General features: G+C 37.8%; 21 protein-coding genes and 1 pseudogene. All 22 read left to right on the forward strand.

All coding sequences use genetic code 11. The features are described from left to right. Nucleotides 1–21 precede the first annotated feature (21 nt). The 22 genes and pseudogenes from ACTQ5K_RS00740 to bacA all read left to right on the forward strand — a co-directional run bounded on the left by ACTQ5K_RS00740 (nucleotide 22) and on the right by bacA (nucleotide 24,012). Entirely contained in the window at nucleotides 22–1,551 is a 1,530-nt protein-coding gene (locus ACTQ5K_RS00740) for a glutathione ABC transporter substrate-binding protein (protein WP_284560968.1), read from the forward strand. An 8-nt stretch (nucleotides 1,552–1,559) separates the two neighbouring features. Then, the gene (locus ACTQ5K_RS00745; RefSeq protein WP_349204441.1) at nucleotides 1,560–2,570 is read left to right on the forward strand and encodes an ABC transporter ATP-binding protein; all 1,011 of its coding nucleotides are present in this window, start codon (nucleotides 1,560–1,562) and stop codon (nucleotides 2,568–2,570) included. Continuing rightward, the gene (locus ACTQ5K_RS00750; RefSeq protein WP_031540554.1) at nucleotides 2,539–3,531 is read left to right on the forward strand and encodes an ABC transporter ATP-binding protein; all 993 of its coding nucleotides are present in this window, start codon (nucleotides 2,539–2,541) and stop codon (nucleotides 3,529–3,531) included. The genes ACTQ5K_RS00745 and ACTQ5K_RS00750 overlap by 32 nt, the downstream gene beginning before the upstream one ends. Nucleotide 3,532: 1 nt before the next feature. Beyond that, the gene (locus tag ACTQ5K_RS00755; RefSeq protein WP_031540553.1) at nucleotides 3,533–5,143 is read left to right on the forward strand and encodes a gamma-glutamyltransferase family protein; all 1,611 of its coding nucleotides are present in this window, start codon (nucleotides 3,533–3,535) and stop codon (nucleotides 5,141–5,143) included. Nucleotides 5,144–5,167: 24 nt separating this feature from the next. Beyond that, nucleotides 5,168–5,731 (forward strand): chromate transporter, encoded by a 564-nt coding sequence (locus ACTQ5K_RS00760; protein WP_031540552.1) that lies wholly within the window; start codon nucleotides 5,168–5,170, stop codon nucleotides 5,729–5,731. Next, nucleotides 5,728–6,258 (forward strand): chromate transporter, encoded by a 531-nt coding sequence (locus tag ACTQ5K_RS00765; RefSeq protein WP_441131212.1) that lies wholly within the window; start codon nucleotides 5,728–5,730, stop codon nucleotides 6,256–6,258. Before ACTQ5K_RS00760 ends, ACTQ5K_RS00765 begins: the two co-directional genes overlap by 4 nt. Nucleotides 6,259–6,273: 15 nt before the next feature. After that, nucleotides 6,274–7,110, forward strand: coding sequence for a DUF1028 domain-containing protein (locus ACTQ5K_RS00770; RefSeq protein WP_441993218.1), 837 nt, complete (start codon nucleotides 6,274–6,276; stop codon nucleotides 7,108–7,110). 932 nt (nucleotides 7,111–8,042) lie between these two features. After that, the gene (locus ACTQ5K_RS00775; protein WP_441993220.1) at nucleotides 8,043–8,729 is read left to right on the forward strand and encodes a GntR family transcriptional regulator; all 687 of its coding nucleotides are present in this window, start codon (nucleotides 8,043–8,045) and stop codon (nucleotides 8,727–8,729) included. An 87-nt stretch (nucleotides 8,730–8,816) separates the two neighbouring features. Next, nucleotides 8,817–10,886: an alpha-glucuronidase family glycosyl hydrolase gene (locus ACTQ5K_RS00780; RefSeq protein WP_441993284.1), complete on the forward strand. Its 2,070-nt coding sequence runs from the start codon at nucleotides 8,817–8,819 to the stop codon at nucleotides 10,884–10,886. A 425-nt stretch (nucleotides 10,887–11,311) separates the two neighbouring features. Further along, on the forward strand, nucleotides 11,312–12,466 hold the full coding sequence (locus ACTQ5K_RS00785; RefSeq protein WP_441993222.1) for a Gfo/Idh/MocA family protein: 1,155 nt from the start codon (nucleotides 11,312–11,314) through the stop codon (nucleotides 12,464–12,466). An 18-nt stretch (nucleotides 12,467–12,484) separates the two neighbouring features. Continuing rightward, nucleotides 12,485–12,652, forward strand: a pseudogene (locus ACTQ5K_RS00790) (Gfo/Idh/MocA family protein); the annotation flags it as partial. 813 nt (nucleotides 12,653–13,465) lie between these two features. Beyond that, on the forward strand, nucleotides 13,466–14,416 hold the full coding sequence (locus ACTQ5K_RS00795) for a Gfo/Idh/MocA family protein (protein WP_441131208.1): 951 nt from the start codon (nucleotides 13,466–13,468) through the stop codon (nucleotides 14,414–14,416). Between the two features lie 446 nt (nucleotides 14,417–14,862). After that, entirely contained in the window at nucleotides 14,863–17,382 is a 2,520-nt protein-coding gene (gene secA, locus ACTQ5K_RS00800; RefSeq protein ID WP_441131207.1) for a preprotein translocase subunit SecA, read from the forward strand. Nucleotides 17,383–17,494: 112 nt separating this feature from the next. Next, nucleotides 17,495–17,779: a hypothetical protein gene (locus ACTQ5K_RS00805; RefSeq protein ID WP_441993225.1), complete on the forward strand. Its 285-nt coding sequence runs from the start codon at nucleotides 17,495–17,497 to the stop codon at nucleotides 17,777–17,779. A 72-nt stretch (nucleotides 17,780–17,851) separates the two neighbouring features. Then, entirely contained in the window at nucleotides 17,852–18,109 is a 258-nt protein-coding gene (locus ACTQ5K_RS00810) for a hypothetical protein (RefSeq protein ID WP_441993227.1), read from the forward strand. After that, the gene (locus tag ACTQ5K_RS00815) at nucleotides 18,100–18,231 is read left to right on the forward strand and encodes a hypothetical protein (protein ID WP_441993229.1); all 132 of its coding nucleotides are present in this window, start codon (nucleotides 18,100–18,102) and stop codon (nucleotides 18,229–18,231) included. The genes ACTQ5K_RS00810 and ACTQ5K_RS00815 overlap by 10 nt, the downstream gene beginning before the upstream one ends. Continuing rightward, the gene (locus ACTQ5K_RS00820; protein ID WP_441993231.1) at nucleotides 18,222–18,521 is read left to right on the forward strand and encodes a hypothetical protein; all 300 of its coding nucleotides are present in this window, start codon (nucleotides 18,222–18,224) and stop codon (nucleotides 18,519–18,521) included. Before ACTQ5K_RS00815 ends, ACTQ5K_RS00820 begins: the two co-directional genes overlap by 10 nt. 103 nt (nucleotides 18,522–18,624) lie before the next feature. Next, nucleotides 18,625–19,729, forward strand: a protein-coding gene (prfB, locus tag ACTQ5K_RS00825) for a peptide chain release factor 2 (protein ID WP_441993233.1) whose coding sequence is annotated in 2 segments (ribosomal slippage) — nucleotides 18,625–18,696 and nucleotides 18,698–19,729 — 1,104 coding nt in all. Because the reading frame shifts where the segments join, the coding sequence is not laid out codon by codon here. A gap of 241 nt (nucleotides 19,730–19,970) precedes the next feature. Next, nucleotides 19,971–20,954 carry a glycosyltransferase family 2 protein gene (locus ACTQ5K_RS00830; protein ID WP_441131202.1) on the forward strand — a complete coding sequence of 328 codons (984 nt, stop codon included), beginning with the start codon at nucleotides 19,971–19,973 and terminating at the stop codon, nucleotides 20,952–20,954. Then, nucleotides 20,951–21,379: a GtrA family protein gene (locus ACTQ5K_RS00835; RefSeq protein WP_441131201.1), complete on the forward strand. Its 429-nt coding sequence runs from the start codon at nucleotides 20,951–20,953 to the stop codon at nucleotides 21,377–21,379. Before ACTQ5K_RS00830 ends, ACTQ5K_RS00835 begins: the two co-directional genes overlap by 4 nt. Further along, a complete protein-coding gene (locus ACTQ5K_RS00840; protein ID WP_441131200.1) occupies nucleotides 21,376–23,061 on the forward strand; it encodes a DUF6044 family protein in 1,686 nt (561 codons plus the stop codon). Before ACTQ5K_RS00835 ends, ACTQ5K_RS00840 begins: the two co-directional genes overlap by 4 nt. Nucleotides 23,062–23,211: 150 nt before the next feature. After that, entirely contained in the window at nucleotides 23,212–24,012 is an 801-nt protein-coding gene (gene bacA / locus ACTQ5K_RS00845; protein WP_441131199.1) for an undecaprenyl-diphosphate phosphatase, read from the forward strand. The last annotated feature ends 374 nt before the right edge of the window (nucleotides 24,013–24,386 follow it).

Raw genomic sequence — 24,386 nt, forward strand, 5'->3', positions numbered from 1 at the left:
AGATTAAGGGAGAGTTTTTAGATGAAAAAGATAGTTTTTGCCATGATGGCATTATTGCTGCTTGTTGCAGCAGGATGTTCGAATTCTAGTGGGGGATCCAGTTCAAATGGAGAAAGTGTAGCACAGGAAATAACATATGCGACAACTTCAGATGTTGTAGGATTATCCCCAATTTTAACAAATGATTCTGTTTCTTCTTCTGTCAATGAGCAAGTGTATGAAACATTGTTTACACGTAATTCGGAAACAATGGAAATTGAACCACTTTTAGCAGAGTCCTATGAAAATCCAGATGATTTAACATGGATAATTAAATTAAAAGAAGGAATTAAGTTCCAAGATGGTACAGACTTTAATGCAGAAGCAGTAAAATATACCTTTGATAAATTCCGTGATCCAGAAACAGCGGCACCACGCGCATCTTTGCTTGAACCGATTGAATCTGTCAATGTACAAGATGAATACACTGTAGAGATTAAAACAAAGTATGCATACGGTGCTTTACTTGCAGCACTTTCTCATTCTAATGCTGCCATCGTTAGTCCAGAGGCTGATAAAAATGGCGATTTAATGAAAAATCCTGTCGGTACTGGTCCATTTAAATTTGTAAGCTGGACACCAGGTGAATCTGTTGTATTGGAAAAATATACTGATTACTGGCAGGGGGAAGCAAAACTAGACAAAATTACATTTAAAGTGGTACCTGAAGTAACAACTGCAATTTCGATGCTACAAGCAGGAGATGTTCAATTTATTGATGGTATTCCAACAGAGCAATTGTCTCGTGTAGAAGGTCTTAAAAATGTAGAAGTACAGAAAAAAGAAGGTACACCTGTTTATTGGTACGGATTTAACATGGAAAAGGAACCAATGAACAATCTTGAATTCCGTCAAGCGGTAGCATATGCATTAAATCGAGATGCTTATGTAAACCAACTTAATGGCTTAGGGGTAGCTGGTAACAGCATTATTGGACCAAAAGTATTCGGCTATGATGAAGCAAGTAATGATGCTGGCTATGATTATAACTTAGAAAAAGCTAAAGAATTAGTGGAGAAAAACGGATTTGGCGATAAAGAGTATACATTGCTTGTAGCAAACAGAGCGAACTATATGAAAATGGCAGAAATTAGCCAATCTCAATTACAAGAGGCAGGTTTCAAAATCAAAATTGAAACAATGGAGTGGGGTGCATTCTTAGATGCAAGTCGTAATGGCGACTATGAAATGAACTTCTTAAGCTGGACTAACTCAACTGCAGATGGAAGTGAATTATTATACCCTAATTTCCATTCCGATAATGTTGGCTCGTCTAACATGGTGAGATACAGTAATGAAACGTTTGATAAATTAGTAGAAGAAAGTCGTGAAAGTGTAGACCAAGATGTGCGTAAAGCAAAACTGAAAGAAGCAAATGAGTTTCTTGTAAAAGATGCACCAGCTATTGTCATGAATCATGGTGTAGTAACACTTGCGTATGATAAATCTGTTAAAGGATTAGACATTGATCCAACAGGAACTTGGTCACTATATAAAGTTTACAGAGAGTAGGGATAAAAATGGAGAAGAAGCTATTATCTGTAAAAGACTTACGGACAAATTTTCGTACAGCTGATGGGGAACTGTCAGCTGTACGAGGAATTTCTTTTGACTTAGATAAGGGAGAAACATTATGCATTGTGGGGGAATCAGGTTGTGGGAAAAGTATTACCTCCCTTTCCCTTATGGGGCTTCTTCCGAGCAATGGCTATATAAGCAAAGATTCTTCGATTGATTTAAATGGAACAGATCTATCAAAGCTCACAAAGGACCAATTACGTTCTATTAGAGGGCGCGATATGGCGATGATCTTCCAAGAACCAATGACTGCTCTAAATCCAGTGTTAACGATAGGGTATCAGCTTAGAGAGCCTCTTATGCTTCATCAGCAGTTATCCAAGCAAAAGGCACATGCCAAAGGAATTGACCTGTTAAAGCAGGTAGGAATTCCTTACCCTGAAAAAAGAATGAAGCAATATCCACATGAATTAAGTGGTGGAATGAGGCAACGTGTCATGATTGCCATTGCGTTATCGTGCCGTCCCCAATTATTGATTGCAGATGAACCAACAACTGCTTTAGATGTAACAATTCAGGCGCAAATTTTAGATTTAATGGATGATTTAAAGAAACAGCTAGGCATGGGAGTGATTATGGTTACTCATGATATGGGAGTAGTCGCTGAAATCGCTGATCGCGTCATGGTTATGTATGCTGGAGAAAAGGTGGAAGAAGGCGATGTGGAGAGTATATTTACAAATCCACAGCATCCGTACACAAGAGGTTTGCTCCATTCTGTGCCAGATATTGATGACCCATCCTTTGAACTGGAAGCAATACCAGGTTCATTGCCTAACTTAAATGAAGAAATAAGTGGATGCCGTTTTCATCCGCGCTGTCCATTTGCTACAGATAGATGTAAAGCAGAATCACCGAAGGAATATGAGCTTCATTCCGCTCATCGCGTAAAATGCTGGTTGCAGGAGGAGGTGGAAATACATGCAGACGATCGAGAAACAATCCCTTCTTAAATTAGAAGGTGTTAAAAAGTACTTTCCTATTAAAGGCGGTTTGTTACAAAGGGTTCAAGGTCATGTGAAAGCTGTCGAGAATGTTAGTTTAGAAGTTTTTGAGGGTGAAAGTGTTGGAGTAGTAGGTGAATCTGGGTGTGGAAAATCCACGCTCGGCCGAACCGTTCTTGGCTTAGAGGATATAACGGATGGAAAGGTCTATTTTCAAAGCCAAGATACACAAGCACTTTCTGGTAAAGAAAGAAAAGCAATCAAAAAAGACATGCAGATGATTTTCCAGGACCCTTATGCTTCTTTAAATCCTCGTCAAAAAATTGGAAATGCATTAGAAGAAGCATTTGTTATTCATACAAATCTAGCAAAAGAAGAAAGAAAACGAAGAGTAATAGAGCTTTTACAAGAAGTAGGGCTAAAAGAAGAACACTATGATCGATATCCCCACGAATTTAGTGGTGGACAACGTCAGCGTATCGGAATTGCTCGTGCGATTGCCCTTAATCCTTCCCTTATTATTTGTGATGAAGCAGTATCTGCTTTAGACGTATCGGTTCAAGCACAAGTATTAAAATTAATGAAGGGCTTAAAAGATAAGTATCAATTAACTTATTTATTTATCTCCCATGATTTAGGTGTAGTTCGCTATTTCTGCGATCGAGTATTAGTCATGTACTTAGGGAATACGATGGAGCTAGCTTCCTCGGAACAATTATATGAAAATCCACTTCATCCTTATACAAAAGCGTTGTTATCCTCGATTCCACGCCCTAAAATAGGTGTAAAGGGTGAACGCATTCGCTTACAGGGAGAGATTCCGAATCCAGCGAACCCGCCATCAGGCTGTCCATTTCATACCCGCTGTCCGATTGCAACTGACTTATGTAAACAATCGAAACCAGAGTGGAAAGAAGCAGAGCCGAATCATTTTGTAGCCTGTCATTATGTCGGAAAGGAATTGAATTAATATGAAATTAGATTACTTATATCATCCTTATCCATCCCAACGCAATACTGTTTTTGCCAAGAAAGGAATGGTTGCTACTTCCCAGCCTTTAGCTGCTCAAGCTGGGCTGGAGATTTTGCAGAAGGGGGGAAACGCAATTGATGCGGCGATTGCTACAGCAGCGGCATTAACGGTAGTAGAACCTACTTCTAATGGAATCGGTGGAGATGCGTTTGCACTTGTATGGGTAAAAGACAAACTTCATGGATTAAACGCAAGTGGTCCTGCTCCAAACGCTATTTCCATTGATGATTTAAAAGCGAAGGGCTTCGAGAAGATGCCAACCCATGGTGTTATCCCAGTTACTGTACCGGGAGTTCCATCTGCTTGGGCTGCTCTTGCTGAGAAATTTGGAAAGCTGCCTTTAAAAGAAACATTAGCACCTGCTATTCGTCTTGCAGAAGAGGGGTATCCAATTAGTCCAACTTTAGGAAAGTATTGGAACCTTGCCTATAATCGTTTTAAAGAAATTTTTCAAGGAGAAGAGTATAAGCCTTGGTTTGATACATTTGCACCAAACGGAAAAGTACCACAAATTGGTGAAATTTGGTCATCAAAAGGTCATGCAGCTACTTTGCGCTCGATTGCAGAAACGAATGCAGAAAGCTTTTACCGTGGAGAATTAGCAGACAAAATATCGCAATTTATGGAGGAGCATGATGGCTATCTTCGTAAAGAGGATCTAGCTCGCTTTTATCCAGAATGGGTAGACCCGATTTCTGTTTCTTACAAAGGCTATGATGTTTGGGAAATTCCGCCAAATGGCCAAGGTTTAGTGGCGTTAATGGCGCTTAATATTGCAAAAGGCTTTGATTTAACCGAGAAGGATTCTGTTGATACATATCATAAACATATTGAAGCAATGAAGCTTGCGTTCACAGATGGGAAAGCCTTTATTACGGAAGAAAAAGAGATGCCTCATACGGTGAGTGAGCTATTAAGTGAAGAATACGCAGCGTTAAGAAGAGAATTAATTGGCGAGCATGCGATTACTCCTGAGCCTTTATCTCCTCCAAAGGGCGGAACGGTATACTTAGCAGCTGCAGATGAAGAAGGAAATATGATTTCCTATATTCAAAGTAACTATATGGGCTTTGGTTCAGGGATTGTCATTCCAGGAACAGGAATCGGTCTGCAAAATCGTGGACATGATTTCTCACTAGATCCAACCCATCCCAATGCATTAAAGCCAGGGAAACGAACATATCATACCATTATTCCTGGGTTCCTTACCAAAGATAATAAACCAGTTGGTCCTTTTGGGGTTATGGGTGGCTATATGCAGCCACAAGGACATTTCCAGGTAATAACAAATACAATCGACTTCCATTTAAACCCACAAGCTGCTTTAGATGCACCAAGATGGCAGTGGATGGAAGGCAAGAAAATTTTAGTAGAACCTCATTTTCCAAACTATCTCGCTCAAGCACTGGCAAGACGAGGGCATGAGATTCAAACGGCTACAGACTACGGTCATTTTGGCAGAGGACAAATCATCTGGCGAGATGAAGAAACAGGTGCATTAATTGGAGGAACAGAATCAAGAACAGATGGAGCGATTGCATCCTGGTAAGACTTCAGAAAGGTTGTTGATTTTATGACATATTGGCATCTATTTCTTGCTTTTTTCCGAGTGGGAATATTAGGATATGGCGGCGGTCCATCTTCTATCCCACTTGTGAAAAACGAAGTAGTGGATAAATATAAATGGATGACAGATGATGAGTTTTCCGATGTTTTAGCATTAGGGAATGCATTGCCTGGACCGATTGCAACCAAAATGGCAGGCTATATTGGTTGGCAAGTAAAGGGAGTCTTTGGAATGATAATTGCCATTATCGCATCTGTTGTTCCTACTATTTTATTAATGATTGTTCTTTTAACCTTTTTAAATTCTTTCAAGGATAAGCCTTGGGTATTAGGAATGACAAAGGCAGTAGTTCCAGTAGTTGGCGTGATGCTTGGGGTATTGACAGTGGACTTTTTAAAGAAAGTAAATACTAGCTTTGGCGTGAAGCTAACGATTGGGTTAGTTGTAGCAAGTATCATTCTTTTAGTTCTTCTGAATATCCATCCTGCGATTGTGATTGGCGTCGTCATTGTCATTTCACTTCTAAGTAAGAAGGAGAAGCAGGAAGTGAAAGAGGTGAAGGCTTCGTGATTTATTGGCACATCTTTTGGGCATTTTTTCTACCTGGAATTCTTGGTTATGGAGGCGGACCTGCTTCGATTCCTTTAGTGGAAAAAGAAGTGGTTGATCGGTATGAATGGGTAACAGAAAATGAATTTAGTGAAATGCTGGCAATGGGAAATGCATTGCCAGGTCCAATTGCGACCAAAATGGCAGGCTATATTGGGTTTCAAGAGGGTGGAGTACTTGGCGCAATCATCGGTGTGTTTGCAACAGTCGCCCCATCCTTAATTTTAATGATTGTCCTCTTACGTTTGCTAATGAAATTTAAAGATTCTCCAAAAGTGAATCTACTGACAAACTTAGTTAGACCAGTAATTGCTGTTTTGCTGGCAATGATGACAATCAGTTTTTTCCAAAATTCTTATAATGGAATTGGAATTCTGCAGACTGCATTCATTGGCCTCATTAGCTTCATTTTATTAGAAAAAGTAAAAGTTCATCCTGCTTATGTGATAGCAGGTTCCCTTGTATATGGGGCAATTTTCTTAGCTTAAAAAGGAGGCAAGAACATGACATTTTCTATTGTCGGGTATGATCCACAGGAAAAAGAATGGGGTATTGCTGTCCAATCGAAATTTCTTGGTGTTGGAGCAGTTGTTCCATGGGCAAAGGCAGGAGTGGGAGCAGTTGCTACTCAATCTTATGCAAATACGTCCTTTGGTCCAGAAGGCTTACGTTTAATGGAAGAGGGAAAATCAGCAGAAGAAGCATTGCATGCCTTATTAGACAAGGACCCAGGCAGAGAGCAAAGACAAGTTGGTTTTATTGATGCTAACGGCAATGCAGCAACGTTCACGGGAAAAGAATGCTATAACTGGGCTGGAGGGGTAACAGGGCCTCATTTCGCAGCACAGGGAAATATTTTAGTGGACGAAAATACAGTAAAAGCAATGGCTGACACTTTTCAAAAAAGAGAAGGGAATCTTGCTGAGCGATTACTTTCAGCATTGCAAGCAGGACAGAATGCAGGTGGTGACAGTAGAGGGCAGCAATCAGCAGCTCTTCTTGTTGTAAAGGATAGAGGAGGCTATGGTGGCTTTAATGATCGCTATATTGATTTGCGTGTAGAAGATCACGAAGAACCAATAAAAGAACTAACCCGCATCTATCAATTACAGCAATTATATTTCGCTCCATCAAAGCCAGAGAATATTATTCCAATTGAAGGAAGTACGTTAGAAGAATTAACGACACACCTCAAAAGATTGGGCTATCTAAACGAAACAATCACGGCAATATCTGAAGCACTTACTACCTATATTCATACCGAGAACTTTGAAGAAAGAGAACAAAAAGAGGGCTTTATTGATTCAGAAGTACTCGAGTATATGAAAAAACAAAAATAATCAAACTAGAAACTTCCTATTATATAGGGAGTTTTTTGTTTGATAAAAGAGAAGTTAAGTGTAGCCTCCATCTTGCGAACTAATTGATTTGGCAGAACAAGTTGATCTACAGTAATCATTTCTAATTGGTCTCTTTGAATAGAAGAATGTTTGGAAGGGAGTGTTTCAACTCTAAAAAATTTTCTAGCTGTAATTTAAAAACAGAGCAGTTAAAATTCTAGACTAAATTGATAAAGCCATGTTGATTGGAGCGGAAGGGGTGAGACTCCTATGGGAGATGCGAGAAAGTCCGAGACCCTGCAGGAGCGAAACGAGGGCACTGAAAAAGTCTAGTTCTCCAAATTAAATGAGGTTTTATTTATTTGAAAGCAAATAATAAGTTGGTTTGGAGAGGTGTCCGCTCGACTCCTACGGGAGATGCGAGAAAGTCCGAGACCCTGCAGGAGCATAGCGACGAAGCGGCTCGGCGCTCGCCCCGGTGAGTCGTGCGGTAAGCCTCGGAAAACAATAGCCTAAACTAAGTTAGAATGGTTTGGTAACTACCGATTCACCAGGTAATACACTTTTCAGTGGCCTCAGCGAAACGACGAAGCGGCTCGGCGCTCGCCCCATGGAAAGCGAACCCCTGTAGCGGAAATCAACATCCCTATTAGAAAGGGCTACAAAAAAGACCATAGGCAAAATCCTCAAACTAAAAGGAGTTTGTCTCCAGTTTGAAACTTCCTATTATATAGGGAGTTTTTTATCGTGTTGACTTCTGTATATTCTCAAACAGCAATGATCGGAATAGAATGTTCATATAGGTAAAAGCAACTGGAAAAACGATATTTCCAGACAATTTATTAAATAAAAAGGATTGAAATTCCAGATGAGAACTTCTATAATGAAGGTAATAACTACCATACTAGTACCATTAGAATACCAAGAAAAAGGTGAGTATAATAGTTTCAATAAGAAAAAGGCAAAATATTTCCACACGAGATTTTGTTTATGAAACAATAAAAAATAGAATAACAGATTTAGGATTAAAACCAGGGCAAAAGATTTCTGAACAAGAAATCGCAAGTGAGTTAAACGTAAGTCGCACCCCGGTAAGAGAAGCTTTCTTAAAGCTTTCCCAAGAAGATTTGCTTGGAATATATCCGCAAATTGGTACGATTGTTTCCTTGATTGATTTAGATCTTGTGGAAGAAGCAAGGTTTGTTCGAGAAAATATGGAAAAAGCAGTTGTGAGAGAAGCTTGTGAGGTTTTTGACCAAGAGCAGTTATTTAAATTGGAATCCAATATTGCCATGCAGGAATTATGTTTAAAAAATGAATCCCACCAACAATTATTGGAATTAGATGATCAGTTTCATCGGTTATTATTTGAGGGATGTAAAAAACTGAGAACATGGAAGATGATTAGACAAATGAACAGCCACTTTGATCGCTTGCGTGTTCTGCGATTAGAATCAAATCTGGAATGGGATATGCTTGTTTCTCAGCATAAAGATATCTTTCAATTTATCAAGGAAAAGAAAGCAATTGATGCAGAAAAATTAATAGGGATACATTTAAATTTAGTTAACTTTGAGAAAATGGAATTAAAGAAGACTTATCCTGATTATTTTAGTTAAGATTAGTAGAATTTTATCATAGCTTTTTCACAGAATTTTAATCAAGCTTTATAGGTTAATTATAGGAGGATTAAGCAAATGGAAAAAATGATGGATAAAGAAAATCAACGATTCGTAACCAATAGTTATCACTGTTGGTTGCAGTATCGTAAAATTAAAAACGCTGATAAATATACCAACATAGCTTCTACTATTTCAATTGCTTTACAATCAGTAGTCATTGATTCTGCTGTAAACGAACTTAAAATTGCTCTTAAGTCTATGCTAGATGTTGTACCAACTGTTCAACAATCTGTTGCAGATGAGTCTTCTATTGTTTTGGGTACATATGAAAGCGTTAACTTAAATGAATTTGGAATTTCGCCAAGATTATTTGATGACTTAAATGAGGAAGGCTATTTAGTAAAAACAACCGATGATAATAGACAAGTGCTATTAATTGGAAAAACAGATAAAGGAGCTTTATATGCAGTTTTCCACTTTTTAAGAATTTTACAACAAGAAGAATCCCTTATTGGCTTAGAAATAAGGGAAACACCAAAACATCAGTTAAGAATGATGAATCAATGGGATAATATGAACGGTTCTATTGAACGAGGTTATTCTGGTAACTCCATCTTTTTTAATGATAACGATTTCACGAAGGATTTCGCAAGAATTAAAGATTATGCTCGCCTTCTCTCTTCTGTTGGAATCAATGCCATCTCGATTAATAATGTAAATGTATGGGAGGTGGAGACGAAATTACTTACAAAGGAATTTTTGCCTAAAGTGAAAGAAGTGGCAACTATTCTAAGGTCTTATGGGATTACTACTTATTTAAGTATAAATTATGCTAGTCCTATAGAATTGGGGAATCTTCCAACTGCCGATCCACTGGATAAAGAAGTAGAAAAATGGTGGGCGAGAAAGGCAGAAGAAATTTATAGCCATATCCCTGATTTTGGTGGTTTCGTGGTGAAAGCAGATTCAGAAGGTAGACCTGGACCATTTACATATGGCAGAGGCCATGTTGAGGGAGCTAATGTTTTAGCACGAGCATTACAGCCTTTTAATGGAAAAGTAGTATGGCGTTGCTTTGTTTACAATTGTTTACAGGATTGGCGGGATAGAAAAACAGATCGAGCTCGTGCAGCATACGACAATTTTAAGCCCCTTGATGGACAATTTCTTGATAATGTTATTTTGCAAGTTAAAAATGGGCCAGTGGATTTCCAAGTACGTGAACCAATCTCTCCGCTAATAGGCGCTATGAAAGAAACGAACCAGGTAGTGGAATTTCAAATTGCACAAGAATATACGGGTCAACAAAAAGACGTTTGCTATTTAGTTCCACAGTGGAAGGAAATATTAAACTTTGATACATATGCTGATGGAGAAGGATCGACCGTAAAATCAATAGTAGATGGTTCACACTATAACTATAGCCATAGCGGTATTGCTGCTGTATCTAATATAGGCAATGATATAAATTGGACTGGAAATACATTAGCACAGGCCAATCTTTATGGATTTGGCAGATTAACCTGGAATCCTGATTTATCAACAGAAGAAATTACAGATGAATGGATTCAATTAACTTTTGGTCATGATCCGAAAGTGGTAGAAGTATTGGAATTTATTTTGCTCCAATCATGGAGAACCTATGAAAATTATACTGCACCACTTGGCGTCGGCTGGATGGTAAATCCTAATCATCATTATGGTCCAAACGTGGATGGATATGAGTATTCAAAATGGGGTACATACCACTTTGCTGACTGTAAAGGAATTGGTGTAGACCGTACAATGAAAACTGGAACTGGCTATGTGGGACAATACTTTGGACCAAATGCAGAACGATACAATTCATTAGAAGATTGTCCAGATGAGTTGCTTCTATTTTTCCATCATGTACCATACACACATAAACTTCACTCTGGAGAAACCGTCATTCAGCATATTTATAATACACATTTTCAAGGTGTAGAAGAAGTGGAGACGTTTATTAAGAAATGGAATGAATTAGAAGGAAAAGTAGAGAATTGGGTTTTTGAAAATGTGAAAGAACGTTTTCAGCTTCAATTAGAAAATGCTATGGAATGGCGTGATCGCATTAATACGTATTTCTATAGAAAATCAGGAATAGCAGACGAAAAAAATAGAACAATATATTAAAATCAGTACCTCATTTATCCCGCATTATGGCCAGTAAAGTAGCCTTCCCGCTGCAAAAGAAGGACGGAACTGCGCGTATAAGACCAATTGATGCAACGGTCAATTAGTGGGGGTTGAAAAGCCTCCCCTGATTGACGTTGTTTTAGGGAAAAAAGAAATCGTGGGCTAGTGATTTAGCCTGATAAACTTAATCATCAAGAGAACCTATCCTTTTACAATCACTTTTTATTATTATCCACTAAAAAATGAACATAGTATCTTTTATAGATAATCTTTGGAATAAAGCGTATAAGGCGAAATAAAAATTTATTTGAATTTTCTTATCATAAGTGGGGATTTGATAAAAGTTGAAAGCGTTTTATTTTTGCGAAAGTAGTACTTATTTTCCATCCTAAATTCTAAATAAATAAAAAGGAGAGGGTTGTGTGTTAAAAGTAGCTATTATCGGTGCAGGAGCAATTTCATCAGCTCATATGGAAGCGTATTTGCAATTTACAGAGCGCTGTCAGATTGTTGCACTATGTGACATTTATCCGGTGAAGGCAGAAAAGAAGGCGAAAGAATTTAACCTTGATGTAGCCATTTATGATGACCATACAAAAATGCTAGAACGTGAGGACATTGACCTAGTATCCGTTTGTACACCACCTTATACACATTCAGAAATAACCATTAATTTTCTGGATTCTGGTAAGAATGTGTTGGTTGAAAAACCAATGGCATCTTCATTAGAGGAATGTGATGCGATGAATGCAGCTGCGGAAAGAAATCATAAAATGTTGTCTGTCATTTCACAAAACCGTTTTCGTACCCCAATGATGAAGTTAAAAAGGGTACTAGATACTAAACTTATGGGACCCATTGTCCATACACAGGTTGATTCTTACTGGTGGCGCGGGCACAGCTATTATGATTTATGGTGGCGTGGTACATGGGAAAAAGAAGGTGGCGGTTGTACACTAAATCACGCTGTGCACCATATAGATATTTTCAAATGGATGAATGGGATGCCATCTGAAGTTACTGCCGTCATGAGTAATACTTCTCATGACAATGCAGAAGTAGAGGATATTTCTATCGCTATTTGCCGCTATAATGACGGAAGTCTTGCTCAAATAACGAGCTCTGTCATTCATCATGGGGAGGAACAACAATTAATTTTTCAAGGGAAAAATGCTAGAGTCTCCGTTCCATGGAAAGTGAAGGCATCTAAATCAAAGGGAAATGGATTTCCAGAAGAGGATCCAGAGTTGGAAGAAAAGATTCAGCATTATTATGAGGAATTGGAAGAAGTACAGTATGAGGGACACACAGGTCAAATTGATGATGTGTTAACTGCGTTGGAACATGGGATTCCTGTTTTAATTGATGGAATACAAGGAAGACAGACACTGGAATTGATTTCTGCTATCTATGAATCTGCAAGCACAGGTAAAACAATTAAACTTCCATTAACGAAGGATAGCCTATTTTACACAATGGAAGGCACACAAAAAAATGCCATCCATTTCTATGAAAAGAAAACAGCGATAGAAAACTTTGAAGACAATGACATTACCGTAGGCGGAAAATACGAGTAAATAAAGGAGGAGAAAGTATTGAATAAAAATGATGGCATGAATTATGCTCCAAAAGGAAAAGTAAGCAAAGTAGTGGAAGAAGGCGAATTCCGATTTGCAGCGATTGGCTTAGATCATGGGCATATTTATGGAATGTGTAATGGTCTGGTAGAAGCAGGAGGAACTTTAGTTGCCGTTTATGACCCAGGTGTGACACGTTTCTAACGGAAAAGGTTAGGCATTAGGGAGTATTTACCACTTTCTAAGAGAACTAATTTCTCGATAGGCGGAATGAGGAGGTAACGCTCTGAAACGCCTACTCTGATACTCCGACATGCTGATTCTAGGGTTAAATAGATTGGTATGAAGCTCGGTGAAGTCGGCAGAGAGATACCGTAAGTTGATAAAGCGGAGTGTTTACTTTTCATAATCAACACGAAAGCTGTCTAGTGGTAGATGGTGTATCCTATATGCCGGGAGTCCATAAAGTGTCTATGGTTAGAATGTGTATATACACTGACGAATCTCTGAATGTACGGTTCTAGACATAAATGCTGTAGAAATGCAGCAGGTGGCAAGTAAGCCACTCGTATGTGTGGGTAAGTAAAAATCTGGCGTTATGAAAACCCATAGCTTGTTACAGGCAAGTTCAAGCATACAGGACCATAGGAGAAACCTAAGGATATATAGAAGGATAGAGAAATTGGAACGTGGAAATCGAAGGATGTGGAGGCATTAACCAGCCGTAGAAACAGTTCAGTATATAAAGGGAATTAACCTATTAAAACTGATTAGCCATTCGAGAGAGTGGAGTCATAGTACCTATGAAACCAAGATAATAATTGGTGGAGGGATAGGCTCTAGTCGGAAATTTCCAAAGCCGATTATTGTAGATGGGGTTAATAATTTTTTTACTGAAAAAATCTTATGCATATACATACATGTTACCCCGTCTAATGATTTGTTTTGGAAAATTCGATAGAACGCCGTGTGAGGTGAAAGTCTCATGCACGGTGTGAAGTGGGGGAAAGGCTAGCGATCCTATCAAAGGCTTACCTATCACTATACCCAGAAAAAGTTCAGAAGTTTTTGGAAACATACCCTAATGTTAGTGCAGCAACATCAGAAGAAGAAATTCTTCATGATTCAACGATTAATCTAGTTGCAAGTGCCAATATCCCAGTGAATCGTGGTCCGTTGGGATTACGTGTCTTAGATGCAGGCAAACACTATTTTGCAGATAAACCTGCTTTTACAACGTTAGAACAAATTGAACAAGCAAAGCAAAAAGTGCAAGAGACCGGTCTTAAATGGGGAATTTATTATAGTGAGCGGTTACATGTAGAAAGTGCCGTTTTTGCAGGTCAGTTAATTGCAGAAGGAGCGATTGGCCGGGTAATATCTGTGATGGGAACAGGACCGCATCGCGCCAATGCCAACAGCAGACCTGACTGGTTCTTTGATCCAGAGCAATATGGCGGGATTCTCACAGATATCGGAAGTCACCAAATTGAGCAATTTTTACATTATGCGAATGCGAAAAGTGCAAAAGTTCTCCATAGCAAGGTTGCCAATTATCATTATAAGCAATACCCAGCATTTCAAGATTATGGCGATGCGACATTGGTTGCAGACAATGGTGCTACGTTCTATTTCCGTGTCGATTGGTTTACACCAGATGGACTTGGGACTTGGGGAGATGGACGTGTTACAATCATTGGAACAGAAGGGTATATTGAAGTCCGTAAATATATTGACATTGCTCGCAGCAACAAGGGCAACCATTTGTATTTAGTGAATGGAGAAGGGGAAAAGCATTTTCAATTATCAGGAAAAGTAGGTTACCCATTTTTCGGAGAATTCATTTTAGACTGCTTAAATGGTACAGAAAATGCCATGACCCAGGAACATGCATTTACTGCTGCTACCATTTGTGTCGAAGCACAGGAAAAAGCGATAAAAATTGAATAATTCGTATCCTAGATTGTGGGTCTATATATAAACAACTATGTAGAAGTCTAATAAAAGATATTTAAGAAAAGTGAGTTAGACAGGAGAAGGATGCAAATAGAAACTTCCTATTAAATATAGGGAGTTTTTTTGCGGAACTTAATAGAATAAAGACTTCTGGCCAGGTATAAGTTGTCACGCTATTGTGGAAATGGTAAGATGTATAGATGATACTAGTTTGAATTTAAGGGAAAATGGGTATTTAGCAATCATTTTTCTTCTATAATATATAGTATATAATTTTAGTTTAAAGATAAACTGGTCATAAAATTGATTTTTATAGATGGAATCCTTAAAAATGTTAACAAAGAAGACAATTATTTTTCATCATTTTTTAATGAAAAAGAGATAGTCTTCCCAATAACTACTGTGATTTCTCATTATAATAGAAAAAGGAGCGTTTTTTAATGCTTGGAATTTTAAATAAAGTATTTGATCAAAACAAACGCGATATTAAGAAATTAACGAAGATTGCCGACAAGGTGGAATTGCTTGCAGATGAAACAGCAGCATTATCGGACGAGCAATTAAAAGGAAAAACGGAAGAATTTAAAGCGCGTTTCCAAAAAGGGGAAACATTAGACGATTTATTGGTAGAAGCTTTTGCCGTAGTTCGTGAAGCTGCAAAACGTGTCCTTGGCCTTTATCCATATCCAGTGCAGTTAATGGGGGGAGCATCCCTGCATGAAGGTAATATTTCTGAAATGAAAACAGGGGAAGGTAAAACGTTAACTGCGACAATGCCTGTGTATTTAAATGCATTATCTGGTAAAGGTGTTCACGTTGTTACAGTCAACGAATATCTAGCTACTCGTGATGCTGCAGAAATGGGACAATTGTACAATTTCCTTGGGCTAACAGTAGGTCTTAACTTAAACGGCATATCTAGAGAAGAAAAGCAAGAAGCCTACCGTGCAGATATAACGTATGGGACAAATAACGAGTTTGGTTTTGACTATTTGCGTGATAACATGGTTCTTTATAATGAGCAAAAGGTACAAAAACCGTTGTATTATGCAGTAATCGATGAAGTCGACTCCATTTTAATCGATGAAGCACGTACACCACTTATCATTTCTGGTTCTGCTCAAAAATCAACACAGCTTTATGTTCGTGCCAATATCTTTGTAAGCAGCTTAAAACCAGAAAAAGATTATACGTATGATGAAAAAACAAAAGGTGTTCAATTGACGGAAGAAGGGATGTCAAAAGCAGAGCGTGTTTTCCAAATTGAAAACCTATTTGACGTTTCCAATGTTGCCATTAACCATCATATTACCCAAGCGTTAAAAGCACATGCTAGCATGCATAAAGATATAGATTATGTTGTTCAAGATGGCGAAATTGTCATTGTTGACCAATTTACTGGCCGTCTCATGAAAGGCCGCCGTTATAGCGATGGCTTGCATCAAGCAATTGAAGCAAAAGAAAACTTAGAAATTCAAAATGAAAGCATGACCCTAGCAACCATCACATTCCAAAACTATTTCCGTATGTACGAAAAACTTGCGGGGATGACTGGTACTGCGAAAACGGAAGAAGAAGAATTCCGCAACATTTATAATATGAGCGTTGTTGTTATTCCGACAAACCGTGAGATTGTTCGTGATGATCGCCCTGATTTAATTTATGCTTCTATGGACGGGAAATTCCGAGCAGTAGGAGAAGACATTGCAGAGCGCCACAAAAAAGGACAACCAGTACTTGTTGGTACAGTTGCAATTGAAACATCTGAAATCATTTCGAAGTACTTATCGAAAAAAGGAATACCACATAATATCTTGAACGCGAAAAACCATGAAAGAGAAGCAGAAATTATTGCAACTGCCGGAGAAAAAGGCTCTGTTACGATTGCCACAAATATGGCTGGTCGTGGTACAGATATTAAACTTGGTGAAGGGGTAAAAGAACTAGGTGGTTTAGCAGTTATCGGTACAGAGCGTCATGAAAGTAGACGTATTGATAATCAGCTCCGCGGACGTTCTGGTCGTCAAGGAGACCCAGGGGTAACACAATTTTACCTATCCATGGAAGATGAATTAATGCGCCGTTTCGGTTCTGATAATATGAAAAATATGATGTCAAGACTAGGAATGGACGACTCCCAGCCTATTCAAAGCAAGATGGTATCTCGTGCTGTAGAATCTGCCCAAAAACGTGTAGAAGGAAATAACTTTGATTCACGTAAACAATTACTACAATATGATGATGTGCTTCGTCAACAACGTGAAATTATCTATTCACAGCGTAATGAAGTATTAACTTCTGAAAATCTGCGCTCCATTGTGGAAAATATGATTAAATCATCATTAGAGAGAAATGTCCAAGCGCATACTCCTGAAAACGGCGACAGAGAAAGCTGGGATCTTCAAGCAATTGTGGATTATGTGAATGGAAATCTTCTTAATGAAGGCGAAGTACAAGTAAGTGATCTTCGTGGAAAAGAAAGCGATGAAATCGTTGAATTCATTTTTGCGAAAGTACTACAAAGCTATAATGAAAAAGAGGAGAAGCTTTCTGCTGAGCAAATGCGCGAATTTGAAAAAGTTATCGTGCTTCGTGCAGTAGATAGCAAGTGGATTGACCATATTGACCAAATGGATCAATTACGCCAAGGTATCCACCTTCGTGCATATGGGCAAATCGATCCTCTTCGTGAATACCAATCAGAAGGCTTTGCTATGTTTGAAGCAATGGTTATTGCTATTGAAGAAGACGTCGCAAAATACATTATGAAAGCAGAAATCCGCAATAATCTTGAAAGGGAAGAAGTGGCAAAAGGCCAAGCTGTAAACCCTAAAGAAGAAGGCGGAGAGAAGAAACCAAAGAAAAAGCCAGCAGTAAAACAATTAGACATCGGCCGCAATGCACCATGTTTCTGTGGAAGCGGAAAGAAATATAAAAATTGCCACGGTGCAAATTTGTAATATAGTTTTGTGAGAGGTCTATCTCTTCCTTTTTGGAAGAGATGGGCTTTTTTTATGGTTTGGGGAGGATGGATGGGAGGGGGTAAGTAGGAGTGGGGGAGTTGCAGGTAAGGTGGGGAGTTGCAAGAAAGGTTGGGAGTTGCAAGTAAGAGTACGAAAGTTGCAAATAAGAGTGGGAGAGTTGCAAGTAAGAGTACGAAATTTGCAAATAAGAGTGGGAGAGTTGCAAGTAAAAGTAGGAAAGTCGCAAGTAAGAGTGCAAGGGTTGCAAGTAAAAGTAAGAAAGTCGCAAGTAAGGTGGGGAGTTGCAAGTAAAAGTAAGAAAGTCGCAAGTAAGAGTGCAAGAGTTGCAAGTAAGAGTGCAAGAGTCGCAAGAAAGGTGGGGAGTCGCAAGTAAAAGTAGGAAAGTCGCAAGTAAGAGTGCAAGAGTTGCAAGTAAAAGTAAGAAAGTCGCAAGTAAGGTGGGGAGTTGCAAGTAAAAGTAGGAAAGTCGCAAGTAAGAGTGCAAGAGTTGCAAATAAAAGTGTCAAAGTCGCAAGTAAAAGTACAAAAGTCGCAAGTAAAAGTAAGAAAGTCGCAAGTAAGAGTGCAAGAGTCGCAAGTAAAAGTACGAAAGTTGCAAGTAAGGTGGGAAGTTGCAAGTAAGAGTAAGAAAGTCGCAAGTAAGAGTGCAAGAGTCGCAAGTAAGAGTAAGAAAGTCGCAAGTAAGGTGGGGAGTTGCAAGTAAAAGTACGAAAATCGCAAGTAAGAGTGCAAGAGTTGCAAGTAAGGTGGGAAGTTGCAAGTAAAAGTAAGAAAGTCGCAAGTAAGAGTGCAAGAGTTGCAAGTAAGGTGGGAAGTTGCAAGTAAAAGTAAGAAAGTCGCAAGTAAGAGTGCAAGAGTTGCAAATAAAAGTGTCAAAGTCGCAAGTAAAAGTACAAAAGTCGCAAGTAAAAGTACAAAAGTCGCAAGTAAGGTGGGGAGTTGCAAGTAAGAGTACGAAAGTCGCAAGTAAGAGTGCAAGAGTCGCAAGTAAAAGTACGAAAGTTGCAAGTAAAAGTACAAGAGTCGCAAGTAAAAGCAGGGAAGTCGCAAATAAAAGTACCAAACTCGCAACTAACCCCATCAAATCCACAATCAAATTCCTTCTTCACTATTAAATTAACCGGAAAGCATGCATTTTTTTTCAAAAAGCCATATAATACATAAAGGAAGTAGAAAACTACTTAGAACTATAATTTATATAAAGGGTGACATTAATTAATGGAATTAGCAGATATTCGTAATGAGTTAGAGAAGATAAATGTAACACTAGAAAACTTTAGGGGGTCTCTTTGACTTAGAAAACAAAGAGGCACGTATTGCTATGTTAGAAGATGATATGCTTCATCCCGATTTCTGGAATGATCAGCAGGCGGCACAAACTGTAATTTCAGAAAGCAATGCATTAAAGGATCAAGTTCATGAGTTCCATAAATTAGTGGAAGCATTTGAAAATCTTGAATTAACATATGAACTAGTCAAAGAAGAAGATGATGCTGAACTTCGTGCGGAATTAGAAGAAGAACTTTCAGAATTAGTTGATCGTTTAAGCCAGTTTGAATTAAATTTATTATTAAGTGGCCCATATGATAAAAACAATGCTATCTTGGAACTTCATCCAGGTGCAGGTGGAACAGAGTCTCAAGACTGGGGAAGTATGCTTTTACGTATGTATACTAGATATGCGGAGAAAAAAGGATTTAAAGTGGAAACCTTGGACTATTTACCAGGAGATGAAGCTGGAATAAAGAGTGTAACGCTAGCGATTAAAGGACATAACGCATACGGATACTTAAAAGCAGAAAAAGGTGTTCATCGTCTCGTACGTATTTCTCCGTTCGATTCTTCAGGTCGTAGACATACAAGTTTTGTTTCTTGTGATGTAATGCCTGAATTTAATGATGAAATTGAAATTGAAGTGCGTACAGAAGACTTGAAAATTGATACGTATCGTGCAAGTGGAGCCGGTGGTCAGCATATTAATACCACTGACTCAGCTGTTCGTATTACACATATCCCAACAGGCGTTGTTGTTTCATGTCAAACAGAACGTTCACAAATTAAAAACAGAGAAACAGCAATGAAGATGTTAAAAGCGAAATTATACCAACGCAAAATTGAAGAACAAGAAGAAAAGCTTGCAGAAATTCGTGGAGAGCAAAAGGAAATTGGCTGGGGAAGCCAAATCCGCTCATACGTTTTCCATCCATATTCCATGGTAAAGGATCATCGTACCAATACAGAGGTAGGAAATACACAATCCGTTATGGATGGTGACCTAGATATCTTTGTTAATGCTTATCTTCGTTCAAAAATTAATGCTTAATCATTGGAGCCAATTTCCGGATGGGTTAGAGTGTGCTAATCTCTTCCGAATTGGCTTTTTTATTGCTATTTTAGGAAAGTGAATCCCTTGTCACTAGCTTCTTACTCGTTTTTACCATATTTTTTATATGTTTTTCCAATTTTATGAAACTATTCTCCGATTTTGTCGTCTTACTTAAGTAGGATAATTTATTAGGCATATTTGATTTGAGCAATAAACGGAAAGAAAAGAGGTAGAACAAATGCAAAAAATAATATTAACCATCGCTGTACCGTGTTTCAATGAGGAAGAAGTATTTGATAAGACAATGGGGAATTTACGAGTGGTATTGGGCGGTTTAATGGAAGAAAATTTAATCAGTGAACAAAGCCAATTATTGTTTATTGATGATGGCAGTAAAGACACGACATGGGAGAAAATAGAAAATGCAACTTTGTTAGACCCGTTAGTTAGTGGAATTAAACTATCTAGAAATTTTGGCCATCAGCGTGCATTATTAGCTGGTTTAGAAGAGGCAGTGAAGTTTTCAGATTGTGTAATAAGTATCGACGCTGATCTACAAGATGACACGGGTGTAATCAGAGAATTTATAATTGAGTATTTAAAAGGCAATGAAATTGTATATGGCGTAAGAAGTAAGAGAGAAATAGATACTTTTTTCAAAAGAAATACGGCTCAAGGCTTTTACCGGTTAATGGAAAAAATGGGATTGTCCCTTGTTTATAATCATGCCGACTATCGTTTATTAAGTAAAAGAGCGATTGAGGAAATGCTGAAATTTAAAGAGACTAACTTATTTTTAAGAGGGATTGTCCCTTTATTAGGATTTAAATCAACAAAGATTTATTATGAACGAAAGGCAAGAGCTGCAGGGGAATCCAAGTATCCTTTCCGTAAAATGATTGCTTTTGCTTTAGATGGAATTACTTCTTTTAGTGTTAAGCCAATTCGTCTCATTACAATGCTAGGTTTCTTATTTTCTGTTATAAGCGTATTTACTGGTGTGTATGCCATCGTCCAAAAAATTATGAATCATACAGAATCTGGATGGACATCTTTAATGATTTCTGTTTGGCTCCTTGGTGGATTAATGCTCATGAGTATTGGGCTAATCGGAGAGTACATAGGGAAAATTTATGAAGAAGTGAAACAGCGACCACGTTATATTATTGAAAGCAATTTATGCAAAAAAGCAGGAAATAAATCAAAGGTACACTCTGGATGAAGGATAAGTCATTTTTTAAATTTTTAGTAGTTGGTCTTATGAATACTTTTATTGGTTTATCTATCATTTATTTATGCTTGAACGCATTTCATTTTGATTATTGGCTTGCAACCTTTAGTGGAAATGCAGTAGGTGCTTGTGTAAGCTATGTTTTAAATAAACGATTTACATTCAAAAGCAATGCCGCTTTCGGAAGCAGTGGTCTTCGCTTTATCGTAGTAATTTTAGCCTCCTATCTGCTTGCTTATAAAGCAGGGTTAGTATTTGTTGAAATGCTGCTTGGCGAATGGACTATTTTCTTTTCTTATACAGATGAAATCGCCGTTCTGTTTGGAAGTGGCTTCTATACCTTATTAAATTATGCAGGACAAAAATATTTTGTTTTTCCAAAAAGGTATCAACAAAATGCTAGGAGCGTCAAATGAATTATCTAAAAAGAGAAAGAATGTTTTTCTATATAGCAATTGCCATTATTTTCGTATGGGTACTTCCTTATTTTGTGCTAAATGAAGATGCGCATATGAGAGTGCATGATAATCTAGACTCTAACTTGGGCTGGTATGAAGTGTTGAAGGATAACGGAATTGCCTTCTCTCCGTTAAATACACCAGTGGAACAAATCATGAACGGGGAATTCTCAAGAGACACCTATTATTCTGAGTATTATGCAATGGTCTTTCTATTTCAACTATTCCCACCCGTTTTTGCCTATGGGCTTAGCCAAGCTATCACTCACTTTGTTGCCTTTCTAGGTATGTATTTATTATTGAAAAAACATGTGATGAAAGAAGAGAATAATGAAGCTTATATTATTACTATTGGTATTGCGCTAGCCTTTAGCTTAACGCCATATTGGCCATCAGGAATGCTTAGTATTCTTGGAATGCCTCTTGCTTTATGGAGTATGCTGAATATATATAAGGGAGAAAGAAGCTGGAAGGATTTAGTGATTTTAACGTTACTTCCTTTCTTTGCTACCTTTGTTATTGGTTTTTTCTATTTCCTAGCTGTGATGGGGCTGTTCTGGCTATATGAAATCGTGCGGAATAAAAAAAGCAATTGGGCTTTATTTTTCGCTATTGCATATATGACGCTCGTTTATTTAGCGATTGATTATCGTCTTGTTATTTCTATGATAGCCCCCTTATCGGATGAATTAACAAACAGAGACGTATTTTATCAATCAAAGCTAAATTTTGCGCAAACCTTAAAGCTTGTTTTGAAAAACTATGTGGTCAGCCATAATCAAGATCGAACGATTCACCAATTTATTATTTTGCCAATGACTTTATACGGATTAATCATTGTTCTTCTGAAAAAAAAGTGGAGGGAAAATAAATTATACCTAAGTCTTCATTTATTGAACATTGTCTTATCCACTTGGTACGCTTTTTGGTTTTATGAAGGCTGGCAGCCATTAAAAGAAAAGTTTGGTATTTTAACAAGCTTCAATTTTGCTCGATTCCATTATCTGCGGCCAATGATTATTTACGTTTTATTTGCTCTTACTTTAAAAATGCTATGGAAGAACCATAACATCGGAAAAAAGTTTGTCTATGTGCTAATCATTGGGCAATTACTTGTTTTAGTGCCGACAAATGAGCAAATAATGTACAAAAATAAACCAAGCTATAAAGAATACTTTGCTACTGAGCAGTTTGCTGACATAAAGGAATACATTGGAAAACCACTCGAACAATATAGAGTAGTGAGCATCGGCATCCATCCAAATGTGGCTCAATATAATGGCATGTATACACTTGATTCATATAGCAATATATATCCACTAGATTACAAGCTTCAATTCAGGAAAATAATAGAGCCAGAGCTTAATAAAAATAAAGCATTAAGGAACTATTTTGATGACTGGGGCGGAAGGTGTTATATTTTCGTCGATGAACTAGGCAAGAACTATCAATACTCGAAGCGGTCAAATAAAGAAATAAATCATTTACAACTAAATGTAGAAGCATTGAAAGGGATGGGAGGCCAATATATTATCTCGGCTGTTCCAATTAATAATGCAGCAGAAACCAATCTCTTCTTTATGAAGGACTTCGAATCAAAAAATAGCAATTGGCATATTTATTTATATAAAGCGATGTGAAAAAAATGCCTTACTTTCCCCTTACAAAGAAGTAAGGCATTTTTTTATTTTTGATTCTAGATAAGAGGGTTTAAAAATATATTAAAATGGACAGGCGTTAAAAGTCATTGTAACTGGAGATATACATACCTTTCTTAGTAGGAGGACTTCATGGAGATTATCGTTGCTATTATTTTAGGAATAGTGGAAGGATTAGCAGAGTTTGCGCCCGTTTCATCAACGGGACATCTTATTTTGGTGGCACATTTATTAGAATTTACAGGAGAAAAAGCAAAAACGTTTGAGATTATTATTCAACTAGGAAGCATTCTGGCGGTCGTCTTTGTGTTTTGGAAAAGGATTTTAAATATCCTAGGAATGAAAAAATGGCAGAAAGAAGAAGATGTTGGGACTTTAAGCATTTTTCATATTGCAATTGGGATTATCCCTTTTGGAGTATGTGGTGTACTGTTCTATGATTTTATTAAGGATGTACTATTTCGGTCAGGGACGGTAGTGATAAGTCTTGTAATCGGTGGTCTATTGATGCTCGCAGCTGAGAAATGGAAGCCACAAAATCCAGTAGCAGAAACGCTAAATGAGGTTACTTATCGACAAGCCTTTACAGTGGGAATGTTTCAATGTTTTGCGTTAGTACCAGGCTTTTCTCGTTCTGGAGCGACATTATCTGGTGGGATTCTTGCTGGAATGAGCCACAAAGCAGCATCTGAATTTACTTTTATTATGGCCATTCCTATCATGGTAGCAGCAACGGGAAAAGACCTGTTCGAAAACTGGAACTATCTGTCCCCACAGGATCTTTCTTTTTTCTTGGTAGGATTTTCCACTGCTTTTGTTGTTGCACTATTAGCAATCAAGTTCTTTTTGAAATTAATCAATAAAATTAAACTAGCTCCCTTTGCATACTATCGATTTGTACTTGCCTTCCTCTTTTGGATTTTTATTTTATAAGCTTGTTACGAAAAAGGCTGGGACATAAGTTTTCCAACAAAATAAAAACCAGAACGAGATGTTAATCAAATTTCAGATTATTGATTGTTTTTTCTTCCTTTTAAATAGGGGGTGTGGTAGTCACCAGCAAACTAAATACAGTTCGATTTCTATTGGGCTACGCCTGAGCAGCGGTCTGCATCCTCCTGTGCAAGGTCCGGATTTTCTCTCAGCAACATAGCGGGCTGTTTCTTCATGTTTAAGTAATCTATTGTACAATGAATGGAACAAAGCAATCTTTAAAAACGTAGTGAAATGAAGCGGAGGACATTTAACTTCTGTGGAAAGTAAAGCATTAGAGTGACTGTAACGCAATGGAACGAATTGGTTTTCAC

The organism is Niallia sp. Sow4_A1, from assembly GCF_052116745.1.
Classification (GTDB): domain Bacteria; phylum Bacillota; class Bacilli; order Bacillales; family Cytobacillaceae; genus Niallia; species Niallia hominis.

What these genes read in the sequence shown, in the direction of transcription:
- ACTQ5K_RS00740 (WP_284560968.1), top strand. Translation starts at nt 22, where the DNA reads ATGAAAAAGATAGTTTTTGCCATGATGGCATTATTGCTGCTTGTTGCA.
- ACTQ5K_RS00745 (WP_349204441.1), top strand. Translation starts at nt 1,560, where the DNA reads ATGGAGAAGAAGCTATTATCTGTAAAAGACTTACGGACAAATTTTCGT.
- ACTQ5K_RS00750 (WP_031540554.1), top strand. Translation starts at nt 2,539, where the DNA reads ATGCAGACGATCGAGAAACAATCCCTTCTTAAATTAGAAGGTGTTAAA.
- ACTQ5K_RS00755 (WP_031540553.1), top strand. Translation starts at nt 3,533, where the DNA reads ATGAAATTAGATTACTTATATCATCCTTATCCATCCCAACGCAATACT.
- ACTQ5K_RS00760 (WP_031540552.1), top strand. Translation starts at nt 5,168, where the DNA reads ATGACATATTGGCATCTATTTCTTGCTTTTTTCCGAGTGGGAATATTA.
- ACTQ5K_RS00770 (WP_441993218.1), top strand. Translation starts at nt 6,274, where the DNA reads ATGACATTTTCTATTGTCGGGTATGATCCACAGGAAAAAGAATGGGGT.
- ACTQ5K_RS00780 (WP_441993284.1), top strand. Translation starts at nt 8,817, where the DNA reads ATGATGGATAAAGAAAATCAACGATTCGTAACCAATAGTTATCACTGT.
- secA (WP_441131207.1), top strand. Translation starts at nt 14,863, where the DNA reads ATGCTTGGAATTTTAAATAAAGTATTTGATCAAAACAAACGCGATATT.
- ACTQ5K_RS00830 (WP_441131202.1), top strand. Translation starts at nt 19,971, where the DNA reads ATGCAAAAAATAATATTAACCATCGCTGTACCGTGTTTCAATGAGGAA.
- ACTQ5K_RS00835 (WP_441131201.1), top strand. Translation starts at nt 20,951, where the DNA reads ATGAAGGATAAGTCATTTTTTAAATTTTTAGTAGTTGGTCTTATGAAT.
- ACTQ5K_RS00840 (WP_441131200.1), top strand. Translation starts at nt 21,376, where the DNA reads ATGAATTATCTAAAAAGAGAAAGAATGTTTTTCTATATAGCAATTGCC.
- bacA (WP_441131199.1), top strand. Translation starts at nt 23,212, where the DNA reads ATGGAGATTATCGTTGCTATTATTTTAGGAATAGTGGAAGGATTAGCA.